Raw genomic sequence first — 26,365 nt, forward strand, 5'->3', positions numbered from 1 at the left:
TTATTGTTTGTTAATAAGGCATGCTAAACCTATGTTTATTGCTAACTTTACCTGTATTCAATAGCAACAAATACTAACCATATGCGTCATTTTATTAAAACGGTATTATTAGCCGCTTTCTTTTGTATTTCCTCTTCCCTGTATGGCAATACGCAGTTCTATAAAGTATTTATTGATGGCTATGAAGCAGGAACCTCTAAAATTGTAAAAAGTATACTTGCAGATGGTTCAGAAAAAATTGAATTAACCTCCTTGATTGATATACATATATTGATACATATAAAACTAAAATTTACAGGTTACATTATTAGAAAAAATAAAGTCCTACAAGAAGGATCATCCACTATTTACAATAATGGTAGTATACATTCCGCGACAAAAATATCTATCTTGGATGATTCCAACTACCATGTACTTGTGAATGACAATGCAAAAACAATTGCTAAAGAAAAAATGGCATTAACAGGATATGACATGTACTATTTTACACCTTCCAAAATAGAAGATGTATTTATGTTAAATGACGCAGAAATAAGTAAAATAACTAAACTAAATGAAAGCACTTATGAAATTGATGATGATGGCGTTAAAGTCACCTACACTTATAATAAAAATGAAATAGCTAAAAGTGTTAAATTCTTTCATCAAATGTATAATGTAGAAATGAAATTAGAATCCTAATACTATCTACCATTCAACTATTATTTGAAAAAAATACATCTCCTTATCTAAGCAAATAATCTAAAGAGAAAACATTCAAAGAAATTGGCATTAACAACAGGATTAATAACAAAATAAATCGAGAGTAAACTAAGCCAGTATTCCAAACACTATCTAAGTAAGAAAAAGTACCAATCAGCACTAAAAAGTGAATTCCTAACAAATATAATGTAGGTAAAGTAAACAACCCGACAATCAATAATAATCCAGCTATTAATTCTAAATAGGAAGAAAAATAGATAGCACTTTTCACCAATGGCCTTGGAATATTTTTTGATTTATCACCATAGTATATTTCTGAACAAACTACCGAAAGCTTAATGTTGAAAATCTTATCATAAGCTTGAAAGAAAAACAATAACCCTAAAGCAATTCTTACCAATGAAAAAGTAAAAAAAGTGGTGTTTTCTTCTAAAAACAACAATAATGAATCATACATAAGCTATGTTTTTAAGTGTTTATTTTTTAAGTGCTATTAAAGGGATATGTGTTCTATCTAAAAGCATATTTGTAATACTCTGTGTAAATAATTTTTCAAAGAAACTATGGTTATTGGGGCTCGTGATAATCATGTCCATTTCATAATTTTCGGCAAACTCTAATATTTGATTATCTATAGAAGCTTTTGAACTTTTTTTAGTCTTTGTATTTACTTTAATATGTTCATTAATTTGTAAAAGCGCTTCTCTTAAGATTAAAAAATCTGATTCCTGAATATCTACAGTATCATCAATGTGAAAAAGGGTAATATTTAATGCCTTATTCTTTAATTCACTTAACAACCCAATCAACTGCTCTTTTATTTGCGCATAATTTTTATCCATGGCAATTAAAACATTAATTGGCGATCTTAACTTCGTAACAACGGGTACAACTAACACAGGTATATTACTATATTTAAGCACTGCTCTTGCGCTTGTACCTATTAATTTTTCGTATAAATTAGCAGACCCATTAGCACCAATTCCAATCAATTCGTAATTTTTCAATTTTAATTCGTGCTCAATTACTGTTACTAAATTTCCTGTCTCTGCAATACAGTCCATTTTTAAACCTTTATACTTTTCGATTAGTTTAGATTGCAAAATCAATAGCTCTTTTTGATTATAAGCAATCATCTCTTCAAAAAAAGAATCGTCAAAAGTGGCTCCTGCTCTTTTAATATTTTGTGCATTTAAGAGTTTATATTCTTTTCCTTCAGTACCGAAGGAATTAATAATATAATGAATGGCTTTTTCCGCACCATATGAAAAGTCAGTGGTCAATAGAATGTTCATACTTTTAATCTTTGTTTCAAATAAAGATAGGTATTTAACCTTAAAAAAAAGGTGGACATATCATTTTAAAACTTGATTTTCATCAATATTAGACATCTATATATTGAAATATATCCAAATTCATTTTATTAAGTCTCACTTACAAAGCAATAATTAAACGCCATGCGTTTCCCGCCTTAAAATAGAGTAAACATAGGACATGCATTAAATATAGCTTAGGAAACATCAAATCCCTTCTCGTCATATTGCTTCACTTTAAATCGCAAGATATAGTAGCCAATAAAGCCACTTACAATGGAAGCCAGGAGAATAGATATTTTCGCATATTCCAATAATTTTTCATCTGTGTAAGATAAATTGGCGATAAATAAAGACATAGTAAATCCAATTCCAGCCAAAAACCCAACTCCAATAATAGTCATCCAAAGGTTAATGGGTGTATTTTTTTCCTTGATGGTGAGCTTATACATTATCCAAAAACTCACGGTGATCCCTAAGGGTTTCCCAATTAACAAACCTAAAAATACCCCCCAACTTATGGTAGAAACAAGGGCATTATTGAGAATATCACTATCCAAGAAAATTCCTGCATTTACAAAAGCAAAAAGAGGCATAATGATAAAGTAAACCAAATTATGTAGTCTTCTTTCAAGTCGCTTTAGTGGAGACTCAATTTCTAACCTCATCTTGTTTAAATTTAGGTGGGCATCTTTCATAGTGACTGGAGAATCCTTTTCTTTGGCTTTTAAATAAAAATCAAATCCTTGGGTAGCACTTTCTTTAATTTCTTCTATGGTCCAATCTCTTTTTAAAGGAATAGTAAAAGCCAAAATCACACCAGCCAAAGTAGCGTGTACTCCCGAGGCCAATACAGCCCACCACAGGAAAAAACCTACCGCTAAATAAGGCGCCAAATGATAAACATTTTTATAATTAAAATATACCAAAACCAAAGTAAAAATAACAGCCAGTGATAATGCCAACACATTTATTTCATCAGTATAAAAAAATGCAATTACTAAAACTGCAATTAAATCATCTACTACAGCCACAGTCGTGATAAATACTTTTACCCAAGAAGGAACACGCGATCCAATAATGGCGAGTATTCCTATTACAAAAGCAATATCAGTAGCCATGGGTATTGCCCAGCCATCAATATTTCCTGAATTTTTATTCAGGAAATAAAACACTATAGCAGGAACAATCACACCTCCAATTGCTGTAACGGTGGGGAAAAGTGCCGACTTGATTGAATTTAATTTTCCAAACTTTAATTCACTCTTTATTTCTAATCCAACTAAAAGAAAAAATATTGCCATCAAGCCATCATTGATCCAATGTTCTAAGGAATGAGTAATATTAAAACTATCGACAAATCCAAATGTAAAATCCAAATGCATGAATTGATGATAGTACGAACTTAAAGAAGAGTTAGCCACTATTAACGCTGCAATAGTGGCTATAAATAAAAGTATTCCTGCTGAAGACTGTTTTTGAAAAAAATTTGATTTCATTTAATTGGATTCCATTTATGTGTTTAAAACTTTATCAACATGTTTATTTTGAACGTAACACTAATATTGGTATGCTTGCTTTAAAAGTGAGTGAGGTGGAAACACTTTCTTGGAAAATATTTTCAAAAAAACTTCTCTTTTTACGCACCAAAACCAATAAACTACTCTTATGGTGATTCGTATATAATTCCAGCGTGGTTGGTACATTATCGCCCTCAATTTCTTTATAAAGCAGCTTAATTTTCTGAAATTGACTTATTGGTAAAATTTTATTCGGTTTTTTAAAATTCTTTAATACATGAATAATATTGATGATTTGTTGATGACCTGCCTGCACGATTTGTTCCATCATATTCAGGTCTCCTGCTTTAATCTCAGATCCATTATCAATGGCACAGCAAATGGTATTCGACAAAGAAAAAGCAGCATTGCTGGGCACGACTAAAATGGTACTATGAGTAACATGCATTAAACGACTTACATTACTGCCGAAAAATTTACCGCCCATTCCACTTCTACCTTGTGTACCCATAACAATAAGGTTAGATACTGATGTAGCATTGAGTGCATTGATGTATTCAAAAAGAGACCCTCCTATACATAAAGCTTTGATTTTGATCGTACTTTCTTTACATTGCATAAGTTTTGTTACCAAGAGCTCCATTTCGTCCTCTTTCGATTCCATGGTCTCCGACACTGACAAAGCGCTAGTATTAAGGCCATTTGGATAATTTTCAAAAGCATGAAGCAATACCAATTCTGCATCTAATATTTTACAATATTCAATGGCATGCATGGTTGCATTCCATGCAGTTTTAGAAAAATTTGTAGGAACAATTACCTGCTTCATTATTAAATATTTTTAAGTTTAACGCGTTAAGGTCGCAAAAGAGATTTAGGAATATGATTGCTCATTTTAGACACCTTAATAATCTCTACATATTCTAGAGCATTTAAAAAAAACCACCCTACTGTATCACCTTCTTTGTTACCATAAATAGCACTTCCTACCGAAGAAAAAACGGATAGTTTATTGGATTGAATATCCGCCTCTTCTGGTAAAACTATTTGTAAGCCATATTTAAAGCCAAAAGAGGTTTTGATGGTTACAATCGAATTCAATTGCACGTAATTATCTGTCAGCTCTGTCCCTTCAAATAATGCCGCTTTTTCTAATTTCTCTTTTAATAATAAGATACTTTTCTTTTTATCCTTGTCCACAGGCTTTTCCAACACCACCCTATCTAAAAGATAATTTCTTTGCTCTTTTCTTAATTTCACCTTTTCAAATGCCATTATTTTGTATTATTTAATGAAAATAACCTTTCTAATTTTTATCTCTTTTTTACTACATTTTTAGTTCTGTTAAAATCCGATCAATTGCTTCTTTTGCATCTACAAAAAGCATTTCAGCAGTTGCGTGTTCAAAAAGTGGGTTTTTGATCCCGGCATAACCTGGACTTAAACTCCTTTTTACAATCACTACTTTTTTTGATTTGTAGGTTTGAACAATCGGCATTCCATGAATAGATGAATCAGAATCATTTTCTGCCGCGGTATTGACCACATCATTTGCACCAATAACCAAGCACAAATCAGTTTCTGACAAGTAATCATTTCCTTTGTCAAGGTCTAGAATATCGGCATATTCAATCCCAGCTTCTGCAAGCAATACATTCATATGACCAGGCATCCTTCCGGCAACGGGGTGAATGACAAATTTCAATTCAATGTCCATGGCATTCAACTCATCTTTTAACTCGCGACAAAGCTTTTGTGCTTTGGCTACTGCAAGTCCGAAACCAGGCACGATTACTACTTTTTTCACCAAGGTTAAGTCAGCAGCAACTTTTACCGGAGAAGTTTCTCGAAGTACCTCATAATTGGTCGCTTCATCTGAGGATACTGCTTTTGCGGTTGGTCCTAAAAATACTTTTAAAATGGAGGTATTCATTGCGCCACACATTTGAACGGTGAGTATAATACCCGTAGCGCCAACAAAAACACCGGAGAGTATCATGATTGCACTTTCGAAATAGATACCTGAAATAACTGTCAACACCCCAGTAAGTCCATTCAAAATGGAGATTAAAATAGGCATGTCTCCTCCGCCTACTCCATTCGCAAAGAAAACACCATGTATTAAACTAAAAGTGATCAATAAACCTACAAGCAACATGTACGTGTTTATGTTTGGATAAAAAAGTAATACAAAAATTAACAAGACACTAATCACCAGAGAAACGACACTATAAGTGCCGTTATGAGGAATGTACTTTTTAAACTTTCCGCCCAACTTTAAGAAAGCAATAAAACTGGCAGAGAAAGTAAGGAAACCTAAAAACACGGAGACTAAAAGAATCGCACTACTTAATGCATCAGAAACCAAGCTAAAATTAAGTGTACCCACCAATCCTATTAAACCTGCTGCCAAACCTCCAAACCCATTAAAAAGCGAGACAAGCTCTGGCATTTTTGTCAATTGAAAGCCAAAAGATATTTTTTTACCAATTACTGTCCCTACAATTAACAATCCGAAAATGAGCAATAAATTATTCCACTGCATCCCATTTTCAATACTACTTTGTATCAAAATTGTACTGACAATTGCGACAATCATTCCCACCACCAGCAGGAAGTTTCCAAAAACTGCTTTTTTTGGATTTCCCATAATCATCATGCCCATTAAAAAGGATGCTGTTGCGGCAAAAATTCCGATATTACCTGTTAAAATCATTTTTTATTTTTTTTGGTTTGAACATTTTTAACATCCTGTGTGTCACAAAAAAGCCTCCTGCGACATTGATACTCCCAATCAAGACGCCAATAGCCGAAATCACGGTCATTAAGTTAAACCCAATACCCGGTTGCATCAACTGAATAGTTCCACCGATAATGATGATGCCACTGATTGCATTCGAACCTGACATCAAAGGAGTATGTAATACTGCTGGCACATTTTTTATAATTGAAATACCGACGAGGGTACACAAAAGAATGATGTAAATCCCATCAATTGGGGTTAGACTGAATGTATTTTCCATGTTTAATATTTATTTACTTCTGCACATATTTTTTCGTGCACTATTTTTCCATTTCTGGTTACCAAGGTTGCGGCCAATATTTCATCTTGAAAAGTCAAGTCTTCATTAGACCTGAAATGATGGATAAAAGTGGTCATGTTATTACCCAATAAAATAGAGGCTGAACGTGCTACCCTATTGTAAATTGTTGATTCGCCGAGCAAGAATACGCCATCCTTTAAAACAGTTTTATTATTTTCTGAAAATTCACAATTACCACCGGTATCCGCGGCCATGTCAATAACTATACTACCCGGTTTCATGCGCTTTAACATATCAGCAGTAATTAATTTCGGGGCTTTTTTCCCCGGAATTCTTGCTGTTGTAATAATTAAATCGGCGTCTTTCGCCTGAAGGGCGATTGAATCGATAACTTTAGTCATAAAGTTCTCATCTTGTTCAATGGCATATCCTCCACTCGACTCATCTTCAACAGCTCCCATAACTTCAATAAAATCAGCACCTAAACTTTCCACTTCTGTCTTGGTTTGCTTACGGATATCAAATGCCGTAACCACTGCACCAAGTCTTCTTGCAGTTGCAATTGCTTGCAGTCCGGCAACACCTGCACCTAATACTAATACTTTTGCGGGATAAAGTGTCCCACCGGCACTTGAAATCATGGGAGAAACAACCATGGACTTATCGAAGCCATGCACTACGGCCTGATAACCTGACAGGGCAGCCAAACTTGATAAAATGTCCATGGATTGTGCTTTTGTAATCCTTGGCAAAAGTGACAAGGAAAAAAAGTCTATAGGATTATTAGTAAATTGCAAAATCGATTCAAGTTCATCTAATACACCGTACCCTCCAATCACTGTTTTATGTTTTTCAATTCCTGAAAAGTTTATTTTACTGGAGAGCGTAATTAGCAAAGATGACTTTTTGAGTAACAATGCTCGATCACTTTCAATTTCAGCACCTGCCAAACCATACGCTTCATCTGTAAAACCAGCCAATACGCCAGCCCCACTTTCTACTATTACGGTATAATGTTCCGACAAATGCTTTACATTGTCAGGAGTAAGCGCAACTACGTTCACTCCTGCGTTTTCTTTTAATAATCCTAATACTTTCATATAATTATGGGAATACTCCTCTTTCTTTGTACGTTTGATCTAGTTTTTTTAATGCGACGATATAAGCGCCTACTCTCCAGCTCACATGGTAAGTATTAGAAACCTCCACAACCCGATCGAAAGCGTCTTCTAGTTTTTCTGAAATCATATCTAAAACAGTTTCCATTTTCCAGTTTTCACTTCTTTTGTTTTGCAACCATTCGTAATAACTACCTATTACTCCACCTGAATTACAAAGGATATCAGGAATCACATCTACACCATTCTTTAAAAGAATCAATTCTGCATCTGCACTTACAGGGCCGTTTGCTCCTTCAGCAATTAAAGTGGCTTTGATTTTATCACAATTTTCAGCGGTAATCTGATTTCCTAATGCTGCTGGAATAATAATGTCACATTCAATTTCAAAAAAGTGGGACGAGTCTAATTTAGAAGCGGATTCAAAACCGTCAATTTTTCCAGTATTTTTGCTGGTGTGTGCCAACAAACTTTCTGGATCGATTCCATTCGTATTTGCAATGGTACCACTCGCATCTTGCACCGCAATTAACTTCGCACCTTCTTTGGTTAAAAAGTGAGCGGTCCAGTAACCTACATTACCAAAACCTTGAATAATAAAAGTCATGCCATTCAAGTCTTTATCTAGATTTTTGGCCCATTTTTTTATGTTGGTCACCACCCCAAAACCAGTCGCTCTATCTCTTCCTTCTAGTCCACCAGAACCAACAGGTTTACCAGTAACCACGTGCATGTTTTTTTGTCTTACTGAAGGAGACTTGATAGAAGAATAAGTATCCGCAATCCAAGCCATAATTTTAGCATTTGTATTGACATCTGGAGCAGGTATATCTAAATCTGGTCCAATATTATCGCCAAGCGCATAAGTAAACCTTCTTGTTATTCTTTCTAATTCTGATTCCGAATATTTACTTGGGTCAATTTGAATGCCACCCTTGCCGCCACCGTATGGTAACCCAACAATTGCTGACTTCCAAGTCATCCACATAGCAAGTGCTCTTGCAGCATCAATATCTACCGTAGTATGGTAACGTAAACCGCCCTTGTATGGTCCTAATGCATTATTGTGTTGCACCCTGTAACCTGTGAAGACTTCAATTGAACCATCATCTAGTTTTACCGGGAAATGAACAACAATTTCGTTGTTGGTGTTCATTAAAATCTTTCTAATCCCCTTGTGCAAATCAATAATATCTGCAGCTTGATTGTACTGACGCAATACGTTTTCGTACATGCCTGCTTTAGGCAATTGTTTTTTTACTGTTTCCATATTTTTTTTCTGATTATTCATAATGCTCACATTGAAAAATAAAGTGACCTAAACTTCTTAATGTGCAACTTTCTTTGAAATCACAACTTGCACACAAGTCGTTGATTGCGGTTGTTGACATATTGTTATTCTCCTGACTAGGAATTACAATTCCTTGTTCAAACTCATAAGCTTCGCAAAATATTTTTGACTCATCTACCGCCTCAGCTTGATACATGCAAGTGTTGTCATTGACACAATTATTACAAATGTTTGCTTCCATTTAATTCATTTTGGAAACAATAAGGCAATAGCAATGCCAACCATCAAATCAACATGGGTTTACAGATGCTAAATACTGACAATGAATTTAATATGTTTTGGCACAGAAATTTCCAAGAAAATTTACTACATTAAAAACGGGGTAATACTCCCCGGTACGGGTGCAAATGTATCGGTGACTATTTTAATTTTTCTCTCAATGTCTTCCGATCAATTCCGAGAATTTCAGCGGCTTTAGTTTTGTTGTTATTATTGGCCGACAATACTTTTTGAATATAATCTTTTTCCACTTCTTTTAAAGACATGGAAAGTGATGCACTTTTATCCAACTGCACCTTTGACTTCATATAATTTGGAATTTCATTGATGGTGATATTGTCATCATGCATTACCACCAGTCTTTGCACAAAGTTTTCTAATTCACGTACGTTCCCAGGCCATGCATATTTATTTAAAGCGCTCAAGGCATTCCTGTCGAATTTTAGTTTTGATTTGGACTGTTCTTTGCTGAATTTAAGATTAAAATATTTCAAGAGTGCTAGAATATCATTCTCTCTTTCACGCAAAGGTGGAATTTCAATGGAAATCACATTTAATCGGTAATACAAGTCTTCTCTGAATTTCCCTTGGGCTATCAATTCTAAAAGGTTTACGTTGGAAGCCGTGACAATTCTTACATTTATTTTCTGACTTTTAGTCGACCCTAGAGAGGTCACTTCTTTTTCTTGAATGGCTCTTAATAATTTAGCTTGAACTTCTAGTGAAGTATTACTGATTTCATCCAAAAATAAAGTTCCGCCATCAGCTGCTTGAAAAAAACCAGCACGATTTGTAATCGCTCCCGTAAAACTACCCTTTAGGTGACCAAACAGCTCGCTTTCTAACAATTGGTCGGGAATAGCACCGCAGTTTACCGGTACAAATGGGGCAGAAGAAAAGTCGCCACTATAATGTATTGCTCTAGCGACTAATTCTTTTCCAGTCCCACTTTCTCCACTCACCAAAATAGTAGCCCTATTTGATTTTGTACGCTGAATGGTGTTATATAAATGCTGCATCTTTTTGGAAGACCCAATGATACCTTGAAAATTTTCGATCACTGCCGTGGTCTGCACTTCTTCACGCACAGTTTTGGCACCCAGCATACTTCGCAATGCATCTTCTAACTCATCTGCAGTAAACGGTTTGATCAAATACTCTAAAGCACCTAATTTCATCACATTAATTGCTGAATTAACACTTGGATAACCAGTAATAACGAGAATTGGAATACTTGAAAAGTGCTCACTACAATACCGAATGAGCTGCTCCCCTCCAATTTTAGGCATGTTCAGGTCCGTAATCAATAAATCTATTTCGGTATTTTCAAGGATTTCAATCCCTTCAAGTACATTGTCTGAAATATATGGATTCATACCAAGGTCTTGCAGTTGTCTCCTCAACAATTCCAACAAATCTCTTGAGTCATCTACTACTAAAATGGATAAAGTTTCATTCATATACATGGAAGAATTATGGTAAATAAAGTGCCTTTGTCAACTTCTGATTCAACTTCAATAGTCCCTTTATGCGCTTGAACAATACCGTGGGAGACTGCTAAACCTAAACCAGTACCGTTTTGTGATTTATTGGTATAGAAAGGCTGAAACAGCCTGCCAATTTCATGCGAAGGAATTCCCTTCCCATTATCGGCAATTTCTAATTTTATATTATTTTGTTCCTTACTCGTTTTGATTCTCAAATTACCATTAGCACGCATAGCATCTATGGCATTTAACACAATATTGAAGATTACTTGGGTAAACTGTACCGCATCTAAGCTTATTTTTGGTACATCCTCTTCCAAATCAACGGTTACATTTATCCCCTTTTCATTGAGTTGAATTTTAAGTAAATCTAAGCATTCTTTTACCAACTTGTTCAAATCATTTTTCTTGAATTGAGAAGGCATTTCACAGGAGAAAAACATGAGTTTTTTCACTATTTCTCTGGCGTGTTTAGCTGACTTTAATACTTTTTCTACATCATTTTTCTTTAAGGAATCTGTTTCCCCTTTTTGCAATAATTCAGCATATCCAATAATATTTCCAAGGGGAGTATTTAATTCATGAGCAATGCCAGCGGTCAGCTCGCCCAACAGATTTAAACGGTCGTTAAACCGCAATTTATCCTTAATCATTACTTCCTGTTGCTTGGTTAAATCAAGTTCTATTAAACTTAATATTTCATATCCAATTTGGTTGAGCAATGCTTGTTCTTCAATTAAAAAAACCTCAGGTATTTCAGTTTGATTGGACTGTTGATAGTAAACGAATAATTCTCCTACTAATCCTTGACCAAACTCGAATAAAACGGATTGACATTTTTCTTGTTTAGGACGAATACCTATTTCCGTATCGCCATATCGCAGGTAGGCTTTTACCATTTGTGGATATTGCCAACCACTCGGTATTTCTTCAACAATTAATTGCAAAGCCTTATTCAAGTCATTTTTATGAATGATTGCTATACGGGAAATATTATATAAACACTCTAATTCCTTTACCCTTTCCGCCAAATCTTTTGACAATGTACTGCTATCGAAATCCTCTTCTTTCATTTTGAGTCAAAATTAATAAACTTAAATAATATACTAATTTTTAGGTTTATCTGCAAGCGGATCTTTTACTGATTCTTGCTTCATGACCAAAGTTCGATACGGGTATGGTATTTCAATTCCATTCATTTCAAATTGCTTTTTAACACTTTCTAAAATATCACATCTTAAGTCAAAAGAATCCACATAATCTTTTGACCATGCCCATGCCCGAATCGTAACAGAAGAATCATTTAATGCGGTTAAAGCTATTTTTACTATCGGTTGCCCATCTTGCTTTTGCACCTCCGATCTATTGTCAATAATCAAAGGATGATTTTCACATTCCTTTTGCATAATTTTCTTTGCCAATGTAACGTCACTATCGTATGAAATACCTATTTCTATTCTATCGCAGCATTTAGATTCTCCCAAATCGTAATTAATTAATTTTTCTTTATTTATGACTGCATTGGGTATAACAATCATTTTATTTTCAAAATTACGCATTACCGTATGTCTTAGTGTAATATCAGTAACAGTTCCAACCATGGTATCTGATATTTTTATGATGTCGCCAATTTTAAATGGTTTAAAAGAAATAATAAATATTCCACCAACCAAGTTTGCCAAAGCCTCTTGAGAGGCCACACCAATAATAATAGCAACTACTCCTGCACCACCCAGCGCCGTTTGCGCTACACTTCTTAAGGAAGGAAAGACCAGAAGACCGAAAACAATACCAACAAAGCAGATAGAAACAACTACGACATACCGAAGAAATTTATAAGCAGTAGGATCGTCTCCAATAGTTACTTTGACTTTAATTTTATTTTTAAACCATAAATTTATAGTACTTGCAGACACAATGGTGAGTATTGCAATAAAGCCCAAATACATGATTAATCTGAAATTACTTTGCAAAATATTGTATTCATCTTTTTCAACAAAAAGAAAACTAAAAGCAATAATCCCTAAAACAAGCCATAAAGAATTCAACAATCTTTTTAATAAATTCAAGGTCTTGTTGTTCTCCCCAGGAAACTTTTGTTCTTTTTTCTTGACTAGCCATTGGTGCAATATTTTTGTAAATACCAATAATGCAATTAAAGTAACCAATACAATTAGTGCATAAAATAGTTGCGGTTTATAAGTATCGAAGAAGACTTTCATATATCCAAGTTATATTTTCTATTGGGTAAAGATATTACATGCATTTGATACAATTATATTGTCGTCTGTTTTAATTTAAGATTAAGATAAAAAAAGGAAATATTGGAGTTTAAAAAGAGTATCCCTTAAAAATACAATTTGTAAAAGCATTAAATATCCTTTTGGCTCCCTCTATTTCTAAAAAAAATGGGCATAAAAAAAGCACCATGTTCCCATGGTGCTTTTTACAATTTAGTAAAAGGATTATTTTATAATATTCACTTTTTTAGTAATTACTGAATCACCAGCTTTTACATGAACAAAATACATTCCGTTTGCCAATCTCTCACCATCTAATTTAATGATGTTTTGACCTGCAGTAACGCTTGTAATGTTATTTGAAATAACAACGTTTCCAATTGCATCTGTTACAAAGTAACTTACTTCTTTAGAATCGTTAGCGTTCAACTCAAGAATCATTTGACCTTTTGTTGGGTTAGGATAAATATTAAATTCGAATGCATTTACAGCATCTCCAACACTTAAATCAGAAGGTACAGTACCTACTTTAGTAATTGAATTATTTGCTGCGTCTACATCACCAGTTACTGTAGCAGTTAAAGTAATACTATATGTAGTACCAGGAGTAACTGCTAATTGAGTTGGGTGTGTAAAAGTATAAGTTGCACCAGGTACAATAGTTAAACCAGTTAAAGTTGAAGTATTTGGACCACTACCATCATTCCAAGTTACATCTAAACTTGTAATATCAGTTGTACCTTTATTTTCTACTGTTCCAATAATATCAGAATTTCCGAATGGTAATAATTGTGGTAAATTAAAATCAGTTAAAGCAACTTCAGTAGGTAATTCAACTTCTGTTTTCCCTGCATTTAAAATCTCACCGTTATCTGCATTAATTACCATTACTACATAATGAGAATTAGAAACTAAATTCACTGTTGCAGCTGGAATATTTGCGAAAGTATAAGAATGCACACCTGCTGGTACTGAACCTGCTGGTAAACTTCCTGCTTCTCCTAAAATATCATTATTAGATAAATATCTTGCAACGTGATCGTAACCACCAAACAAAGTTGGGTTTACTGAAGATGCAGCACCGTCCCAAGAAAATCCAGTAACAGGATCTGTTAAAACACCACTACCACCACCTGCGTAGTAATTAGTTTGACTCCAGTTTGCACCAGTTTGAATTAAATCATCTTCTAAAACAACTAAGGATAATCTATAGTTTCCACTAATAGTTCCAAAAAACTCAACATCTGTACTTACTTCAATTTCATTTGTTGTTGCGTTATAACTTGTAGTTATATCATTTACAGAACAAGGTACAACATCACCAACTCTTGCAGCATGCATAGCACTAAACTGTGAAGGATCTCCATCAATTACTCTATCCACGCCACCACCTGGGTAACCACCTGGAACGTAAGTTCCGATATTTGAATCGTAAGCAGCAACAGTCATTGGATCACCATTGTGAACCGCAATTCCAATAAATTCTGCAGTTGCTTCCATTCCTGCTAAGCCTACAGCACCTCTTGGACACCAGCCACACCATGTACCTGTTTTTTCTTCACCTACTACATATTTAGTCGGGATAGCAGATAAAGTAGCCGTAGATTTTTGAATTGTATTATTAGTTGCATCAATATCACCTGTAGTTGCAGCTACTAAATCAATAGTATAACTTTGTGAAACTGTTGCAGATAAAGTAGTAGGGTGTGTAAATGTATAATTTGTGTTTGTTGCAATACTTAAACCAGTTAAAGTAGAAGTATTTGGACCTGAACCATCATCCCAAGTTACATCTAAACTAGTGATTGTATTTGAACCTAAATTTTTAACTGTTCCAATGATATCTACTGAACCATTCGCAACGTAAGGTAACAAATCAAAATCAATTAATTGAGACTCGTCAGCTGGTTGAACACCTTGAATAAACTCATAGTAATAATCATCTGCTGGTGTTGCATCTGTAGAAGCAATTGCTCCTAAAGCTGGAGAACCTGCTACAGAATAAGCTGTTGTACTGTTAATTTGTACACCTGCACTTAAAGCACCTACTCCAGTAGTATTTCTTTGATCCACTAAATAAATTCTATCCGTTGTTTCTTCCAAAACAATTGAATAATAAGACCAATCAATTGTACCATTCACAACTGAACTGTAGTGAATCCATAATTGTCTGTTTGGTGCTGTACCAAATACTTTGATAGAACCATTGTCATTTGCGCCACTTGCATTTAGTCCCCAAAGACAGATAGAATTATCAGGAACACTTGCATCTGGCAAAGCCATTGGCGTTGCACCAGGAACAGTAGTCGCAGCTACATCAAACGTTAATACGCCAGTAGAAGAGATTTTATAATCCGTTACTGGAGCACCATTAAAGTTAAATGTAAATGGTAAAGTTTGATTCGCAGACCAAACTGGTGTAGTTGCACTAGGCCCTACTAAAGAAGTCCATCCTGCAGCTTGACCACCCCCAACAGGGTAAGTATCTTCATTATTTAAGTTTCCAGGTACTTGACCTGCCGAACCTAAATAATAATATTGTCCAATGGCAAACTGGCCAATTAGACAAAATAATAATAAGTTAAAAATTTTCATATAATTTTGTTTATAGTTTAACTGTAAAAATAGACATCTAATTCCTAATTATCAATTCTAAAAAGGATTGAATATTGAATTCCTAAAATTTTATTTTTTAATCTTCAGGTAACATTTATTTAAAACAACCTATCCATTTAGTCAAATAGTCTAATGAACATATTAAGTCTGATATTGAAACCCTAACGAGAACGAATCCGTGATCAGATACAAAACCATGCTCCTTTCCTTCATTAATCAAATGCAACAACGCTCTAATTTCACCCATAATAGCAACATAATGTGCTGCTTGAACCTCTTTCACCACTTGTACAGTAGCATGAGCAATAGAAGAGGAGATTTCCAATACTTTTTTTCGAAGATTTGTTTTGAATTCATTTGGCGGTACTTGTTCTGTAATCAAGAAAACAGTCTTAATCATTTCCCTAGATAGTTTACGGGCATTCGTCTTGGCTAAATATAATTCTGGTGATATGGTCATAATTTAAACAGGATAAACAATGTATTCCTACAATATCGACAAAATTCTACGCAAAGCATTTCTATTTCAAATAAGAAAAATCTATTACTGTAAGTTCTATAGGTAAACAACGTCAAAACTGCAATTCCAAAATATGCAACGACAACAATTCGTTTTCTCCACTCCCGGACTAGTGCCATTTTTTGGGTGCACCCAAATCATAATGAATAGAAAAGGTTAGTGGCAACTTTAATCGAAAATATACAATTTTGGCAATGGGTGCTGGTAATTGGTTCAAGTTTAATCTTGTTTTTTATTTCCCCATTAGCAACTACTACGGCCGAATTTTTCAAAGCCAATACCAAGGGCAAATCGCCTAATTGGATATTACTTACTGGCAGCCTCGTCATTTCATGGGTTTTTGCAAAATCAATCGCCAATGCTGCTATTTTGGGAAACAAATTTGGTATGGTAGGTGGCGTAGCTTATGGCACCTACTACTTATCTTTTATTATAGGGGGTATTGTCATTTACTATCTTCGTAAAAAAGGTGGTTTTTCTAGTATTCATCATTTTTTAAATTTTAAGTTTGGTCGACAAGCAATCGTTTTATTTTCAATTGTAGTGGCATTTAGGCTATTCAATGAAGTATGGTCGAACACCATGGTCATAGGTAGTTATTTCGGCGACCAAGGCTCGACCCCCTATTATAGTTCAATTATTGTATTTACCGCATTAACATTAGCCTACGCTTTAAAGGGCGGATTAAAGAGTTCCATCTTTTCTGATTTAATTCAAATGGCGCTTTTTGCTATTCTTCTTTCCGTTATACTTGGTATTTTATTTGGTAAAAAAGAAAGTAGTTTTACCGAAATAGTAACAACAGGTACATTCTCTTGGGACAATGGACTCCACTTACTTTTTGCAGCAGCTTTGCAATCTTTCAGTTATCCGTTTCACGACCCTGTATTGACTGACCGGGGATTTATCAGTAGTAATAAAACGACCTTAATTAGTTTCATCTTAGCTGGAATTATTGGTTTTATCTGCATTGTGCTTTTCAGCTTTCTAGGCATTTTTGGAAAATTAAATGGTTTTGCCCCCGGAGCCATCAAAGACTTTGGTCTAACATTTGGTCCTCTTGTTTTATTGCTGATTAATTTTATCATGATAGTCTCGGCCGCCTCCACGCTAGACTCCACATTTTCCTCTTTTAGTAAATTATTGGCTATGGATTTAAAATTGGGAGACACTTTAAAATTTGGAAGAATTACCATGATAATAATCGCCATAGCAGGTACAATGCCACTTTTTTTTAGTCCAGAAATATTATCGGCAACCACCATCAGTGGCACCATGGTCATTGGTCTAACCCCTGTATTTATTTTTTGGTGGATTCCTGTGCCTAAAATTAGCTTTTTTTTAAGTGTAGGAATAGGAATTATGATGGGTACTTTACTGAGCTTCGACTTAATTCCAAAGCAATTATTCCTCACTGAAGGACCATACAACGATTTATTATGGACGAATGTTTTTGGAATACTAATCTGTATATCCATCTATTTTTTACCTTTACTATTCATTCAAAACCATGCAAAAACTAAAGAAATATCAACCCAATGATTTATTTATATTTGGTGGAAACTATAGCAATTTACAAGCCACATTAGCCGTAAAAAATATAGCAGAACTACTGGACTTCCCTTCCACTCAAATTATATGCACTGGGGATGTAGTTGGTTATTGCGCGCAGCCAGAAGAAACGGTTCAATTGGTAAAAAACTGGGACATCAAAGTAATTGCTGGTAATGTAGAAGCCCAACTTAGAGATGGGGAATTTGATTGTGGTTGTAATTTTGATGCTGGCTCTCGTTGTGATTTATTTTCTAGATCTTGGTTCCCCTACGCCCAAAGTAAACTAAGTGAGGATTCCATTGCTTGGATGAAAGATTTACCATTAACCATTAGCTTAGAATTAAAAGGTAAAAGGCTTAGGGTGATTCACGGAGGATTTCCGGACATATCGGCCTATATCTTTTCATCTACTGACTGGAACGCTAAGCAAGAATTTATGGCGCAACTCAATGCCGATATAGTAATTGCAGGACACTCTGGCTTGCCTTTTTCTGAGCAGATAAACCAGCAATATTGGATTAATTCTGGTGTGGTAGGCATGCCTGCAAATGATGGCACAAATCGTTGTTGGTTTGGTATTTTAAGGGCAGATGAATTACAATTCGAACACCATGCTTTCTCTTATGATTCCCAAACAGCTAGTCGCGTAATGCTAGAGAATGGCTTACCAACACCATATGCAAAAACATTGCACACAGGCATATGGGACAATTGTGAAATATTACCGGAAGAAGAAACCGCTTTACAAGGGAAAAAGATTAAAGCACATATGGAATGGTCTTATTAAAATTCTTTAAGAATTTAATTTATCAACACCCGACACAATATGTAAGTCTCTCTGTGGGAAAGGAATGGTGATTCCTTCCGCCCTAAATGCATCATCAATTTCAAACCTTAAGTCACTCAACACATCATCAATTCTAAAAATATTTTCACTCCAAAAGAAAACTTCAAAATCCAAAGAACTGTCGCCAAAATCATTGAATCGAACAAAAGGTTTCGGTTGTTTATCAATTTCTGCATTTCTACTAACCTGTTCCAATAATATCTCTTTCACTTTTTTTGTTGGACTACCATAAGCCACCCCTAATTTTAAAACAAAACGAGGACTTTTGTTTAAGTGGCTCCAATTAATAATATTATCGATTACTAGTTTATGGTTTGGCACAATGATGGTAATATTATTTCTTGTCAATATCTCAGAAGTTCTAATCTTGATAATCTTCACTTCTCCAATCATATCATCCACAGTAATAATATCTCCCTTGATTACACTACCTTCAAATAAGATGATAATTCCCGACACAAAATCATTAAAAACATTTTGTAAACCCAAGCCAACTCCCACCATTAAAGCCGCAGAACTAGCTACTAAAAAAGTCAATTCAATACCAATAACTCTTAATATAATAGCAAAGAAAGCAAACCAAATAAAATATCTAAATATTTGAAATAGGGCCACAGACCTGCCTTTTTCGTGCTCAGTTTTTTCCAAAACCCTAACCATAATCCTTTTGACTAGGAATAAAACCAGTTTTGCCATTAAATAAATAATCACAGTAAGCACTATGGATCCTACTGTAATGTTCAGGCTTTTGTAATGAATTAAACTAAATTCTAATATATCTTTAATAGGGTTCATTCTATTTCCTTAATTTGATAAGTCGTATTTACTATGTTTTTTATTGGCAAAACATAGGAAGATTCCTTTCCTTTAATTTTAACCGTAGTATTGTCAATTGCTTCAATAATTCCTTCCACTTCCCCAACTTTTATCCATAACCCAACTTTTAAGTGTTTTTTAGCATAGGATCCGGACAGGAAGTTTTCTACTAAATTTTTACTCGAAATTCCGAAAGCAATTCCGAAAGATAATAATACACAGGCAATAATTAAAGTAATATTTTGATTTAAAATAGCGGTATTGACACCTATTTGATTTAAAGCAGTGACCCCTACAAAAATCATAATTACATAAAAAGCAATGGTGCTAATTTGGTTCCCACCCGACATGCCAAAAGAATTCATAGAACCTGCTAAAAGGTTCTTTATTAAACGTGCAATATACCAGCCAATGATTAAAATAATAACACCACTGAATAATTTTGGGATATAACGAAACAACAAGCCTATTTCTTGAGAAACTACCTTCCAACCTAAAGACTCAGAAGCAATGACTAGGAATAATAAAATAATCACCCAATAAACAAATTGCGCCACTATTTGTATGGTTCTGGCTGACATCTCTTGATTGCCTTCATGAATGTAACTTGCAATGGTTTTAGATTGCACTACTTTTGTCAAAGATTTTTGGATCAGGTAACGGATTAATTTAGCACATAGCCATCCTATAATTAAAATTACTATTGCACCCAAAACACTTGGGAAAACTGCTACTATTTTTAACCAAAACCCATGAAAAGAATCGGATATATAACTGGACCAATTCACAACAGTATCTTTCATAATTTTTCTGATTTTGGGGTTACATCACTAAAAAGCTTCATAAAAGTACTGCCCATTTCAACCGTAAAATGATTGGTAAGACTCGACAATAATAAAAACTTTTCAGCAGACCACATCACCTCTTTTTTAATGGTATCTGGGGCCACTATATTTTCGTTCATTTGTTGGAATGCCTTTTTCATATTTTTATTCTTTAATTAATACTTCACAAATCGCCTTCAGCTTATCTCTTGTACGTTTTAAACGCATTTTTACCGCACTTTCACCCATCTCTAATAGAATCGCGATTTGCCCAACTTCTAGCTCATCATTATACTTCATAAATAACAAACTTCTTTCGCCTGAAGATAGTCTCGTCAAGCCTTGCTCCAAAATAGAAACCTGCAATGCGGAAAAATCATGTTCTGCTGCCACATCTTCTATTTCCGTTAACCATTCATCTTCGAATATATTTTTTTTATTGGCACGATATTTATCGATACAAAAACGATAAGTAAGCGTATACAACCAGGTTGAAAAATACTCTCCATCCTTAATACTACTTAATTTACCAAGTACTTTGATAAATATTTCTTGCGTAAAATCCTTAGATTCAGATTCGTTATGTGTAAAACGCAAACATCTTCCATAAACTTTATCTACATAGCGATCATATAACATTTCAAAACCTGAAACATCTTTTTCTTCAAGAAATTTCTTGATGAGTGCTTTATCGCTTAATTTTTCCACTAAAAAAAATACCCTTAATAACCATTTAGTTTTTCAAAACTATTGGACTTTATTTTTAATGGCTTTCTGTTTTCTCGTAAAAATTAAATATCCCAATATAAAACCAACAATTAATGATGTTAAGATGATTAAAAATAAACTAACTTCAAACTTCATCCACAGCACCGTTAATGGAACGGAAGATATATTTTGAAAAATTAGTATGAGTGAAATTAAAACCAATCCCAACCCAAGAAATAGTTTAATTTTTTGAAAAGCTGTTTTTTCTTGCATAGTCCATTTTGTATTTTGACGAATTAATTTTACTAAGGTCACAATTTATTTTAAATAAAATAAAAAAGGGAGCTCAAATGAGCTCCCTTTACGTAAGGATTAAATGCTAAGAATTAAGCTTCTTTCCATTTTTTAATGCTGTTTTCAATATGAGAAGCCCAACCTTTTGAACCTGCCTCATTTGCCATTTTTAATGCTTTTTCAGCTGTTTTAATCGCTTCATCTTTCTTTCCATCACTTTCTAAAATAGACGCTTTTAAAAAAAGAGCGCCATGTGATTCTTTAATTTTTAAAGATTTATCCAAATATTTTATCGCTTTTTCTTTTTCATTTAAAGTATTAAATGTATAAGATGCAGCTTGGTAATAAACCTGGTCTAAGTTTTCACCTTTTTTAATTGCTTCATCAATATTTTTTTGTGCAATTTTAGCTGTATTTACAGTAAAAGGAATATCTACTCTTGTTTTTTCCCATTTAATAGAGATTACACCTGAATTAGACGTTAAGTTATTAAATTCAATAATCAACGATTCGTTGAATGAATTTTCCATTGCCTTAGCTTTTACAGACAATACATTTAATTTTGCATCATAGTCAGCTGTACCACCTTGTTTTGTATTGGAATTAAAATCAATCGTCCAAGTACCCGCTTCAGTAGGCGTAGCAAACATTGCATAAGTACCTGCTGGCAACTCTTTTCCGTCGATAGTAACAGTAGTAGAACTGGTAAATTTAGTACAAGTATTTGCGCCTAATCTCCATAACTTGTCGTTAGGTACTAACTCTCCAAATACTTTTCTTTCTTTTACGCCTGGTCTTGAATATTCTAAAGACACTTCAGACAATCCTACTTTTTGCGTAGTTGTTGCTAGCGGACTAGGCTTTGGTAATTCCTGGGCAATTAAATTGCTAGACAATAATCCAGCAAATAAAAATAAAGATAACTTTTTCATGTGTTTTTTTTTGTTTAATTTATAATTGTTTTTTTGGTAAAGCTTTGCACGATTAATCCTACGAAAATAACAATAGAACTACCGATAATATTATAGAGTAAATAACTTAAATCAAAGTAATTGTAAACGGTTAAAAAGTGTAATATTAAAACCGACACTTGTCCGATTATTGCAGCAATTAAAGCGGCGCTCCCATTTACTTTTTTAAAGAAAAAGGCCAATAAAAACACCCCTAAAATAGTTCCGTAAAATAAGGAGCCTAAAATATTCACCAATTGAATAAGGTTTTCAAAAAGACCTGCTACCAGTGCAATACAAATAGCTAGAACTCCCCAAGCCACAGTCAGTAATTTACTTACTCTCAAATCTCTTTTCTCATCTTCGTTATCTACCACAAATTTTTTGTAAAAATCAATAGTTGTTGTCGAAGCTAAAGCATTTAATTCTCCAGCAGTGGAAGACATGGCCGCAGAAAAAATAACAGCCAACAGTAAACCTATTAACCCATGTGGTAAAAAGTTTAATATAAACGTTAAGAATATGTAATCACTATCCTTTGATTTATAATCTGGATCAAGTACTTCTACCTCTTTTTTATAAGCCTTTCTTAAGGAATCTTGTCTGCTTTGTAAAACGCTTAAATTTGCAAATGCAAGGTCTTTTTCTCCCGACCAGCTCAATAAAGCTTTATTCTTCTCTTCGAAAGTTTCATTGTAAGAATCGTGCAATGCACTTAATTTTTGATTTTCGCTCAATTCAATATTTGTTGTCGCCGCATTAAAAATGATTGGTGGCTTATTAAATTGAAAAGAAACAAAAACCATTACCCCAATAAATAGGATGAAAAATTGCATTGGTATTTTAAATAAACCATTGAACATTAAGCCTAGTCTAGATGCTTTCAGAGATTTACCTCCTAAATAACGTTGTACTTGTGATTGATCCGTACCAAAATAAGATAGAAATAAAAATAAGCCACCAATTAGACCTGAAAAGAGGGTATACCTATTTTTAGGATCAACCGAAAGGTCAATGATTTCCATTTTACCCATTTGACCGGCAATATCCAGTCCTTTTGAAAAACCAACAGTAGATGGAATACTATCTAAAACATAATAAAATGCAATAAACATTCCACCCATAATAACGCCCATTTGCCACTTTTGCGTCAATGAAACGGCCCTACTTCCACCAGAAACGGTATAAACTATCACCAAGCCACCAATAATGACACAGGTTAAATTTAAATTCCAGTTTAATAAAGTAGACAAAATAATGGCTGGTGCATAAATGGTTATTCCTGCAGCTAAGCCTCTTGAAACCAAGAATAAAAATGCCGTAAATGCCCTCACCCTGACGTCAAATCTTTGTTCTAAATATTGATAAGCAGTATATACTTTTAAGCGATAATAAATTGGCAGAAAGAAAATGGAGATTAAAATCATGGCCAAGGGCAAACCAAAATAAAATTGGATAAATCCCATACCACTTTCATACGCTTGTCCAGGAGTAGATAAAAAAGTTATTGCACTGGCTTGAGTCGCCATGATAGACAATCCAATGGTCATCCAATTCTCTGCATTATTTCCTTTTAAATAACTCTCTAGGTTTTTATTTTTTCTTGTTTTCCAAGCGCCGTACCCTACTATAGTAAGTAGTGTAATCGCCAGAATTAACCAATCTATACCACTCATATACTGTATGTTTTAGTAATGAATAAATAAATGGCTATTTGTAAGGCTAAAAAAAACATTAGTCCCCAATACCAAGCATTCCAATTTGTTTTGTCTTTTTCTTCTTCCATTATGGCTGGTAGCTTAATAAATTTGCAAATAATTTATAAGCACCGCTTACTCCTTTAGGTAATTCTCTAAAAAAGGAAATACCAGTATACACGAATCTTCCTTTGCCATAGTTGGCAACAATTAAGCCGCCTGACACGGGTTCTTCATCCACATCATTCCACGCAAGGATAGGAGTATATTCTTCACTCCAATTGGTCGCAAAATACAACCCTCTTTCTTGCACCCAACCCTTAAAATCGTCAGCCGTAATTTTATTTGGACTATTTAGTAAGGCATGGTCTTTAGCTAAAAACGTAGGGCTTGCATTTTCATCCGTCACCCTATCTCTTGACAATTCAAAAGGAAAGGGACCAAAACTTTCTGACTTCACTCTTCTTGACGCGGTATTATATTGCATCACCACATTTCCTCCGTTTTTTACATACGCAAATAATTTATCATCAAAATTTTTCAATTCTGGATACACATTATAAATTCTAATACCTAGTACTACGGTCTCGAATCCGCTAAAGTCTACTTTTGCTAAATCACTCACTTCAAACTCTTCTACAATAAAACCTAATTGTTGAATAGCTTTTGGCACATCTCCTTTTACACCATTAATGTACGCCACTTTTCCAGGGATTATTTTGGCATCTAAAGGAACACAAGCTAACACCGCTTGACGAAAGATGGCTTGCGTTGGAATATGATCGTATTTAATTTCAGTATAATATTGCAGAGGTTGACCGTTTTTATTACTCAATGTCAAATCACCTTTCACCGCTTGCGCATTAGGGGTTAATTTAAATGTCACCCATTGTTCTGCATTTTTCTTTGCAATTTCAATGTTGATTTTTGTTGGAGAAACAGTCCATCCCTTTGGCGCTGTAATCACAATCTCATCCGCTAAATCCTTTTTAAAACTTTGTACCTTCAATTTAACTTCTTTCGTTTCATTGGGCTTTAAAACGGCATTTGACTCTTCAAAATTAACTGCAAAATTTGGCGTTACGATCAATTCTCGACTTCTTTCGCCGTAAGATGGGTCTCTCCATTTATAAATTGCAGGTACGGTATAAGCCATTGTGTTTTCTCCAATTTTCAATTGAATGGTCTTTTCAATACTCGGTCGACTAATTGGTGCTGCTAAATCGCGTGGATTCACAACTGTAAATAAATTCACAAATGGTTTTTCTAACCAATAGGGATTTGAAAAATTAATGGCCGGATTGGCTATAGTTTTTATCAAAACTTCTTCATTTTTTTCACAAGTCACCCAATTTTGTTCCTCTAAAACTTTTACCGTTAAATCTGAACGGTTAGTCAAATTCAAACTCAATTCAATTACTTCACCAGAAAGACCTGAAAAATCTGTTCCAGTCAAATCAATATATAGCCCTAGGCAATTAATAATAATATCATCAATTCTTTTAATTTTCTCTTCCTTAAAGTAAGATGCTGGCAATTTTTCTAATCCTTTTTTAATTTGAAATAACAAAGGCACACTTGCTACTGGATTGGCAAAATTGAAGTTATTTAATAAGCTTTTAAAATTTTTATCGAAGTTTGCATCTACCAATTTCGTCCAACTTTTGTCCACCTCTTCAAAAAAGTCACTTTTCAATTTTGTTCCTGCCATGTGTTCAAAATACTCTAAGCGACTACCTCTTTCCACTATGGCACCAAAACCTTGACACTTGTGTTGACTTCTTGCAATGGTTCCTATTTCGTTGTAAGACATTCCCAATAATGGATCGTACCCACCAATATCCGCTACTAAGTAATTTTCATTGTCCTTTGCTTGTGCTGCAATTTCTTTATTCCACCAAGAAGAAGCATTCCAATATACCGATTTTGCTTGCCAAACTCCAAATTCCTTTACTTGTTCTGGCATGTACGTCGGGTCAGCCGCCTTTGAAAAAGCTTCGATTGCTAAAATTGCAGAAGCAGTATGATGACCGTGACCACCTCTTTTGTCGGGCGGAAAACGTGTAATGATTACTTCTGGTTTAAACTTTCTAATCACCATCACTACGTCGGCCAACATCAATTCTTTTCCCCATTTCTCAAAAGTCTCCTTTGCCGACTTAGAATAACCAAAATCTACTGCCCTTGAAAAAAATTGCTTTGCGCCATCATGACTTCTCGCTGCTAATAACTCTTGGGTTCTTAACACTCCTAAATCTGCCCCTAATTCTTCTCCAATTAAATTCTGACCGCCATCTCCTCTTGTCAAGGACAAATATGCAGTTTCCGCATTTTCACCGAGCGACAACCAAGCTAATGCCCTTGTGTTTTCGTCGTCGGGATGAGCTGCCACATATAACACTCTTTTTAAAGAATGTGCTTTTTGTAAATCCTTATAGATTCTAGAGGAACTTTCGTTGGCCATGCCGGAGAAAGAAAGCAGTAAGATATATATAGAAAGTATTATTCGCATCATGGAAAAGTTGTTTTATTAAAAATGATAAAT

Annotated in this window: 25 protein-coding genes; 3 read left to right on the forward strand and 22 right to left on the reverse strand. The window is 34.3% G+C overall.

The genetic code is table 11. The features are described 5' to 3' along the window. Window positions 1–81 precede the first annotated feature (81 nt). Window positions 82–681: a DUF6134 family protein gene (locus tag DNU06_RS02605; protein ID WP_111061639.1), complete on the forward strand. Its 600-nt coding sequence runs from the start codon at window positions 82–84 to the stop codon at window positions 679–681. Window positions 682–724: 43 nt separating this feature from the next. Here the strand turns inward: DNU06_RS02605 and DNU06_RS02610 are convergent, their stop codons facing one another. The 15 genes from DNU06_RS02610 to DNU06_RS02680 all read right to left on the reverse strand — a co-directional run bounded on the left by DNU06_RS02610 (window position 725) and on the right by DNU06_RS02680 (window position 16,070). Further along, the gene (locus DNU06_RS02610) at window positions 725–1,159 is read right to left on the reverse strand and encodes a DoxX family membrane protein (protein WP_111061640.1); all 435 of its coding nucleotides are present in this window, start codon (window positions 1,157–1,159) and stop codon (window positions 725–727) included. Window positions 1,160–1,178: 19 nt separating this feature from the next. After that, window positions 1,179–1,997, reverse strand: coding sequence for a universal stress protein (locus tag DNU06_RS02615; RefSeq protein WP_111061641.1), 819 nt, complete (start codon window positions 1,995–1,997; stop codon window positions 1,179–1,181). Between the two features lie 215 nt (window positions 1,998–2,212). Further along, window positions 2,213–3,514 (reverse strand): Na+/H+ antiporter NhaA, encoded by a 1,302-nt coding sequence (gene nhaA / locus DNU06_RS02620; RefSeq protein ID WP_111061642.1) that lies wholly within the window; start codon window positions 3,512–3,514, stop codon window positions 2,213–2,215. A 43-nt stretch (window positions 3,515–3,557) separates the two neighbouring features. After that, window positions 3,558–4,364: a universal stress protein gene (locus DNU06_RS02625; protein WP_111061643.1), complete on the reverse strand. Its 807-nt coding sequence runs from the start codon at window positions 4,362–4,364 to the stop codon at window positions 3,558–3,560. A gap of 26 nt (window positions 4,365–4,390) precedes the next feature. Further along, entirely contained in the window at window positions 4,391–4,810 is a 420-nt protein-coding gene (locus DNU06_RS02630) for a GreA/GreB family elongation factor (RefSeq protein WP_111061644.1), read from the reverse strand. Window positions 4,811–4,862: 52 nt separating this feature from the next. Continuing rightward, window positions 4,863–6,251, reverse strand: a complete 1,389-nt coding sequence (locus DNU06_RS02635; protein WP_111061645.1) for an NAD(P)(+) transhydrogenase (Re/Si-specific) subunit beta — start codon at window positions 6,249–6,251, stop codon at window positions 4,863–4,865. Then, window positions 6,235–6,558, reverse strand: a complete 324-nt coding sequence (locus tag DNU06_RS02640; protein ID WP_111061646.1) for an NAD(P) transhydrogenase subunit alpha — start codon at window positions 6,556–6,558, stop codon at window positions 6,235–6,237. Before DNU06_RS02640 ends, DNU06_RS02635 begins: the two co-directional genes overlap by 17 nt. Before the next feature lie 2 nt (window positions 6,559–6,560). Then, on the reverse strand, window positions 6,561–7,679 hold the full coding sequence (locus tag DNU06_RS02645; RefSeq protein ID WP_111061647.1) for a Rossmann-fold NAD(P)-binding domain-containing protein: 1,119 nt from the start codon (window positions 7,677–7,679) through the stop codon (window positions 6,561–6,563). 4 nt (window positions 7,680–7,683) lie between these two features. Beyond that, the gene (locus DNU06_RS02650) at window positions 7,684–8,967 is read right to left on the reverse strand and encodes a Glu/Leu/Phe/Val family dehydrogenase (RefSeq protein WP_111061883.1); all 1,284 of its coding nucleotides are present in this window, start codon (window positions 8,965–8,967) and stop codon (window positions 7,684–7,686) included. Between the two features lie 13 nt (window positions 8,968–8,980). Continuing rightward, entirely contained in the window at window positions 8,981–9,229 is a 249-nt protein-coding gene (locus tag DNU06_RS02655) for a hypothetical protein (protein WP_146239126.1), read from the reverse strand. 178 nt (window positions 9,230–9,407) lie between these two features. Then, window positions 9,408–10,727: a sigma-54-dependent transcriptional regulator gene (locus DNU06_RS02660; protein WP_317048224.1), complete on the reverse strand. Its 1,320-nt coding sequence runs from the start codon at window positions 10,725–10,727 to the stop codon at window positions 9,408–9,410. Continuing rightward, window positions 10,724–11,827, reverse strand: a complete 1,104-nt coding sequence (locus DNU06_RS02665; RefSeq protein ID WP_111061650.1) for a sensor histidine kinase — start codon at window positions 11,825–11,827, stop codon at window positions 10,724–10,726. Before DNU06_RS02665 ends, DNU06_RS02660 begins: the two co-directional genes overlap by 4 nt. 33 nt (window positions 11,828–11,860) lie before the next feature. Next, the gene (locus tag DNU06_RS02670) at window positions 11,861–12,976 is read right to left on the reverse strand and encodes a mechanosensitive ion channel family protein (RefSeq protein WP_111061651.1); all 1,116 of its coding nucleotides are present in this window, start codon (window positions 12,974–12,976) and stop codon (window positions 11,861–11,863) included. Between the two features lie 243 nt (window positions 12,977–13,219). Then, window positions 13,220–15,589, reverse strand: coding sequence for a T9SS type A sorting domain-containing protein (locus tag DNU06_RS02675; protein ID WP_111061652.1), 2,370 nt, complete (start codon window positions 15,587–15,589; stop codon window positions 13,220–13,222). Between the two features lie 115 nt (window positions 15,590–15,704). Further along, window positions 15,705–16,070, reverse strand: a complete 366-nt coding sequence (locus DNU06_RS02680; protein WP_111061653.1) for a hypothetical protein — start codon at window positions 16,068–16,070, stop codon at window positions 15,705–15,707. Window positions 16,071–16,289: 219 nt separating this feature from the next. Here DNU06_RS02680 and DNU06_RS02685 point away from each other — a divergent pair, with 219 nt between their 5' ends. Next, complete coding sequence (locus tag DNU06_RS02685) at window positions 16,290–17,672, forward strand: SLC5/6 family protein (protein WP_233502929.1); 1,383 nt, start codon at window positions 16,290–16,292, stop codon at window positions 17,670–17,672. Beyond that, the gene (locus tag DNU06_RS02690; protein WP_111061654.1) at window positions 17,641–18,471 is read left to right on the forward strand and encodes a metallophosphoesterase family protein; all 831 of its coding nucleotides are present in this window, start codon (window positions 17,641–17,643) and stop codon (window positions 18,469–18,471) included. Before DNU06_RS02685 ends, DNU06_RS02690 begins: the two co-directional genes overlap by 32 nt. Window positions 18,472–18,477: 6 nt before the next feature. On the opposite strand, the gene DNU06_RS02695 is transcribed toward DNU06_RS02690, so the two are convergent. The 7 genes from DNU06_RS02695 to DNU06_RS02730 all read right to left on the reverse strand — a co-directional run bounded on the left by DNU06_RS02695 (window position 18,478) and on the right by DNU06_RS02730 (window position 26,335). Further along, entirely contained in the window at window positions 18,478–19,326 is an 849-nt protein-coding gene (locus DNU06_RS02695) for a mechanosensitive ion channel family protein (RefSeq protein WP_111061655.1), read from the reverse strand. Beyond that, window positions 19,323–20,150, reverse strand: coding sequence for a mechanosensitive ion channel family protein (locus tag DNU06_RS02700; RefSeq protein ID WP_111061656.1), 828 nt, complete (start codon window positions 20,148–20,150; stop codon window positions 19,323–19,325). Before DNU06_RS02700 ends, DNU06_RS02695 begins: the two co-directional genes overlap by 4 nt. Further along, window positions 20,147–20,332 carry a hypothetical protein gene (locus tag DNU06_RS02705; RefSeq protein WP_111061657.1) on the reverse strand — a complete coding sequence of 62 codons (186 nt, stop codon included), beginning with the start codon at window positions 20,330–20,332 and terminating at the stop codon, window positions 20,147–20,149. Before DNU06_RS02705 ends, DNU06_RS02700 begins: the two co-directional genes overlap by 4 nt. Window positions 20,333–20,336: 4 nt before the next feature. Then, window positions 20,337–20,879, reverse strand: a complete 543-nt coding sequence (locus DNU06_RS02710) for an RNA polymerase sigma factor (RefSeq protein ID WP_111061658.1) — start codon at window positions 20,877–20,879, stop codon at window positions 20,337–20,339. A 386-nt stretch (window positions 20,880–21,265) separates the two neighbouring features. Continuing rightward, window positions 21,266–22,105 carry a DUF2911 domain-containing protein gene (locus DNU06_RS02720; protein ID WP_111061660.1) on the reverse strand — a complete coding sequence of 280 codons (840 nt, stop codon included), beginning with the start codon at window positions 22,103–22,105 and terminating at the stop codon, window positions 21,266–21,268. A 14-nt stretch (window positions 22,106–22,119) separates the two neighbouring features. Then, entirely contained in the window at window positions 22,120–23,799 is a 1,680-nt protein-coding gene (locus DNU06_RS02725) for a sodium:solute symporter (RefSeq protein WP_111061661.1), read from the reverse strand. 109 nt (window positions 23,800–23,908) lie between these two features. Continuing rightward, window positions 23,909–26,335: a PIG-L family deacetylase gene (locus DNU06_RS02730; RefSeq protein WP_111061662.1), complete on the reverse strand. Its 2,427-nt coding sequence runs from the start codon at window positions 26,333–26,335 to the stop codon at window positions 23,909–23,911. Window positions 26,336–26,365: the final 30 nt, after the last annotated feature.

The organism is Putridiphycobacter roseus (assembly GCF_003234935.1).
GTDB classification, from domain to species: domain Bacteria; phylum Bacteroidota; class Bacteroidia; order Flavobacteriales_D; family Crocinitomicaceae; genus Putridiphycobacter; species Putridiphycobacter roseus.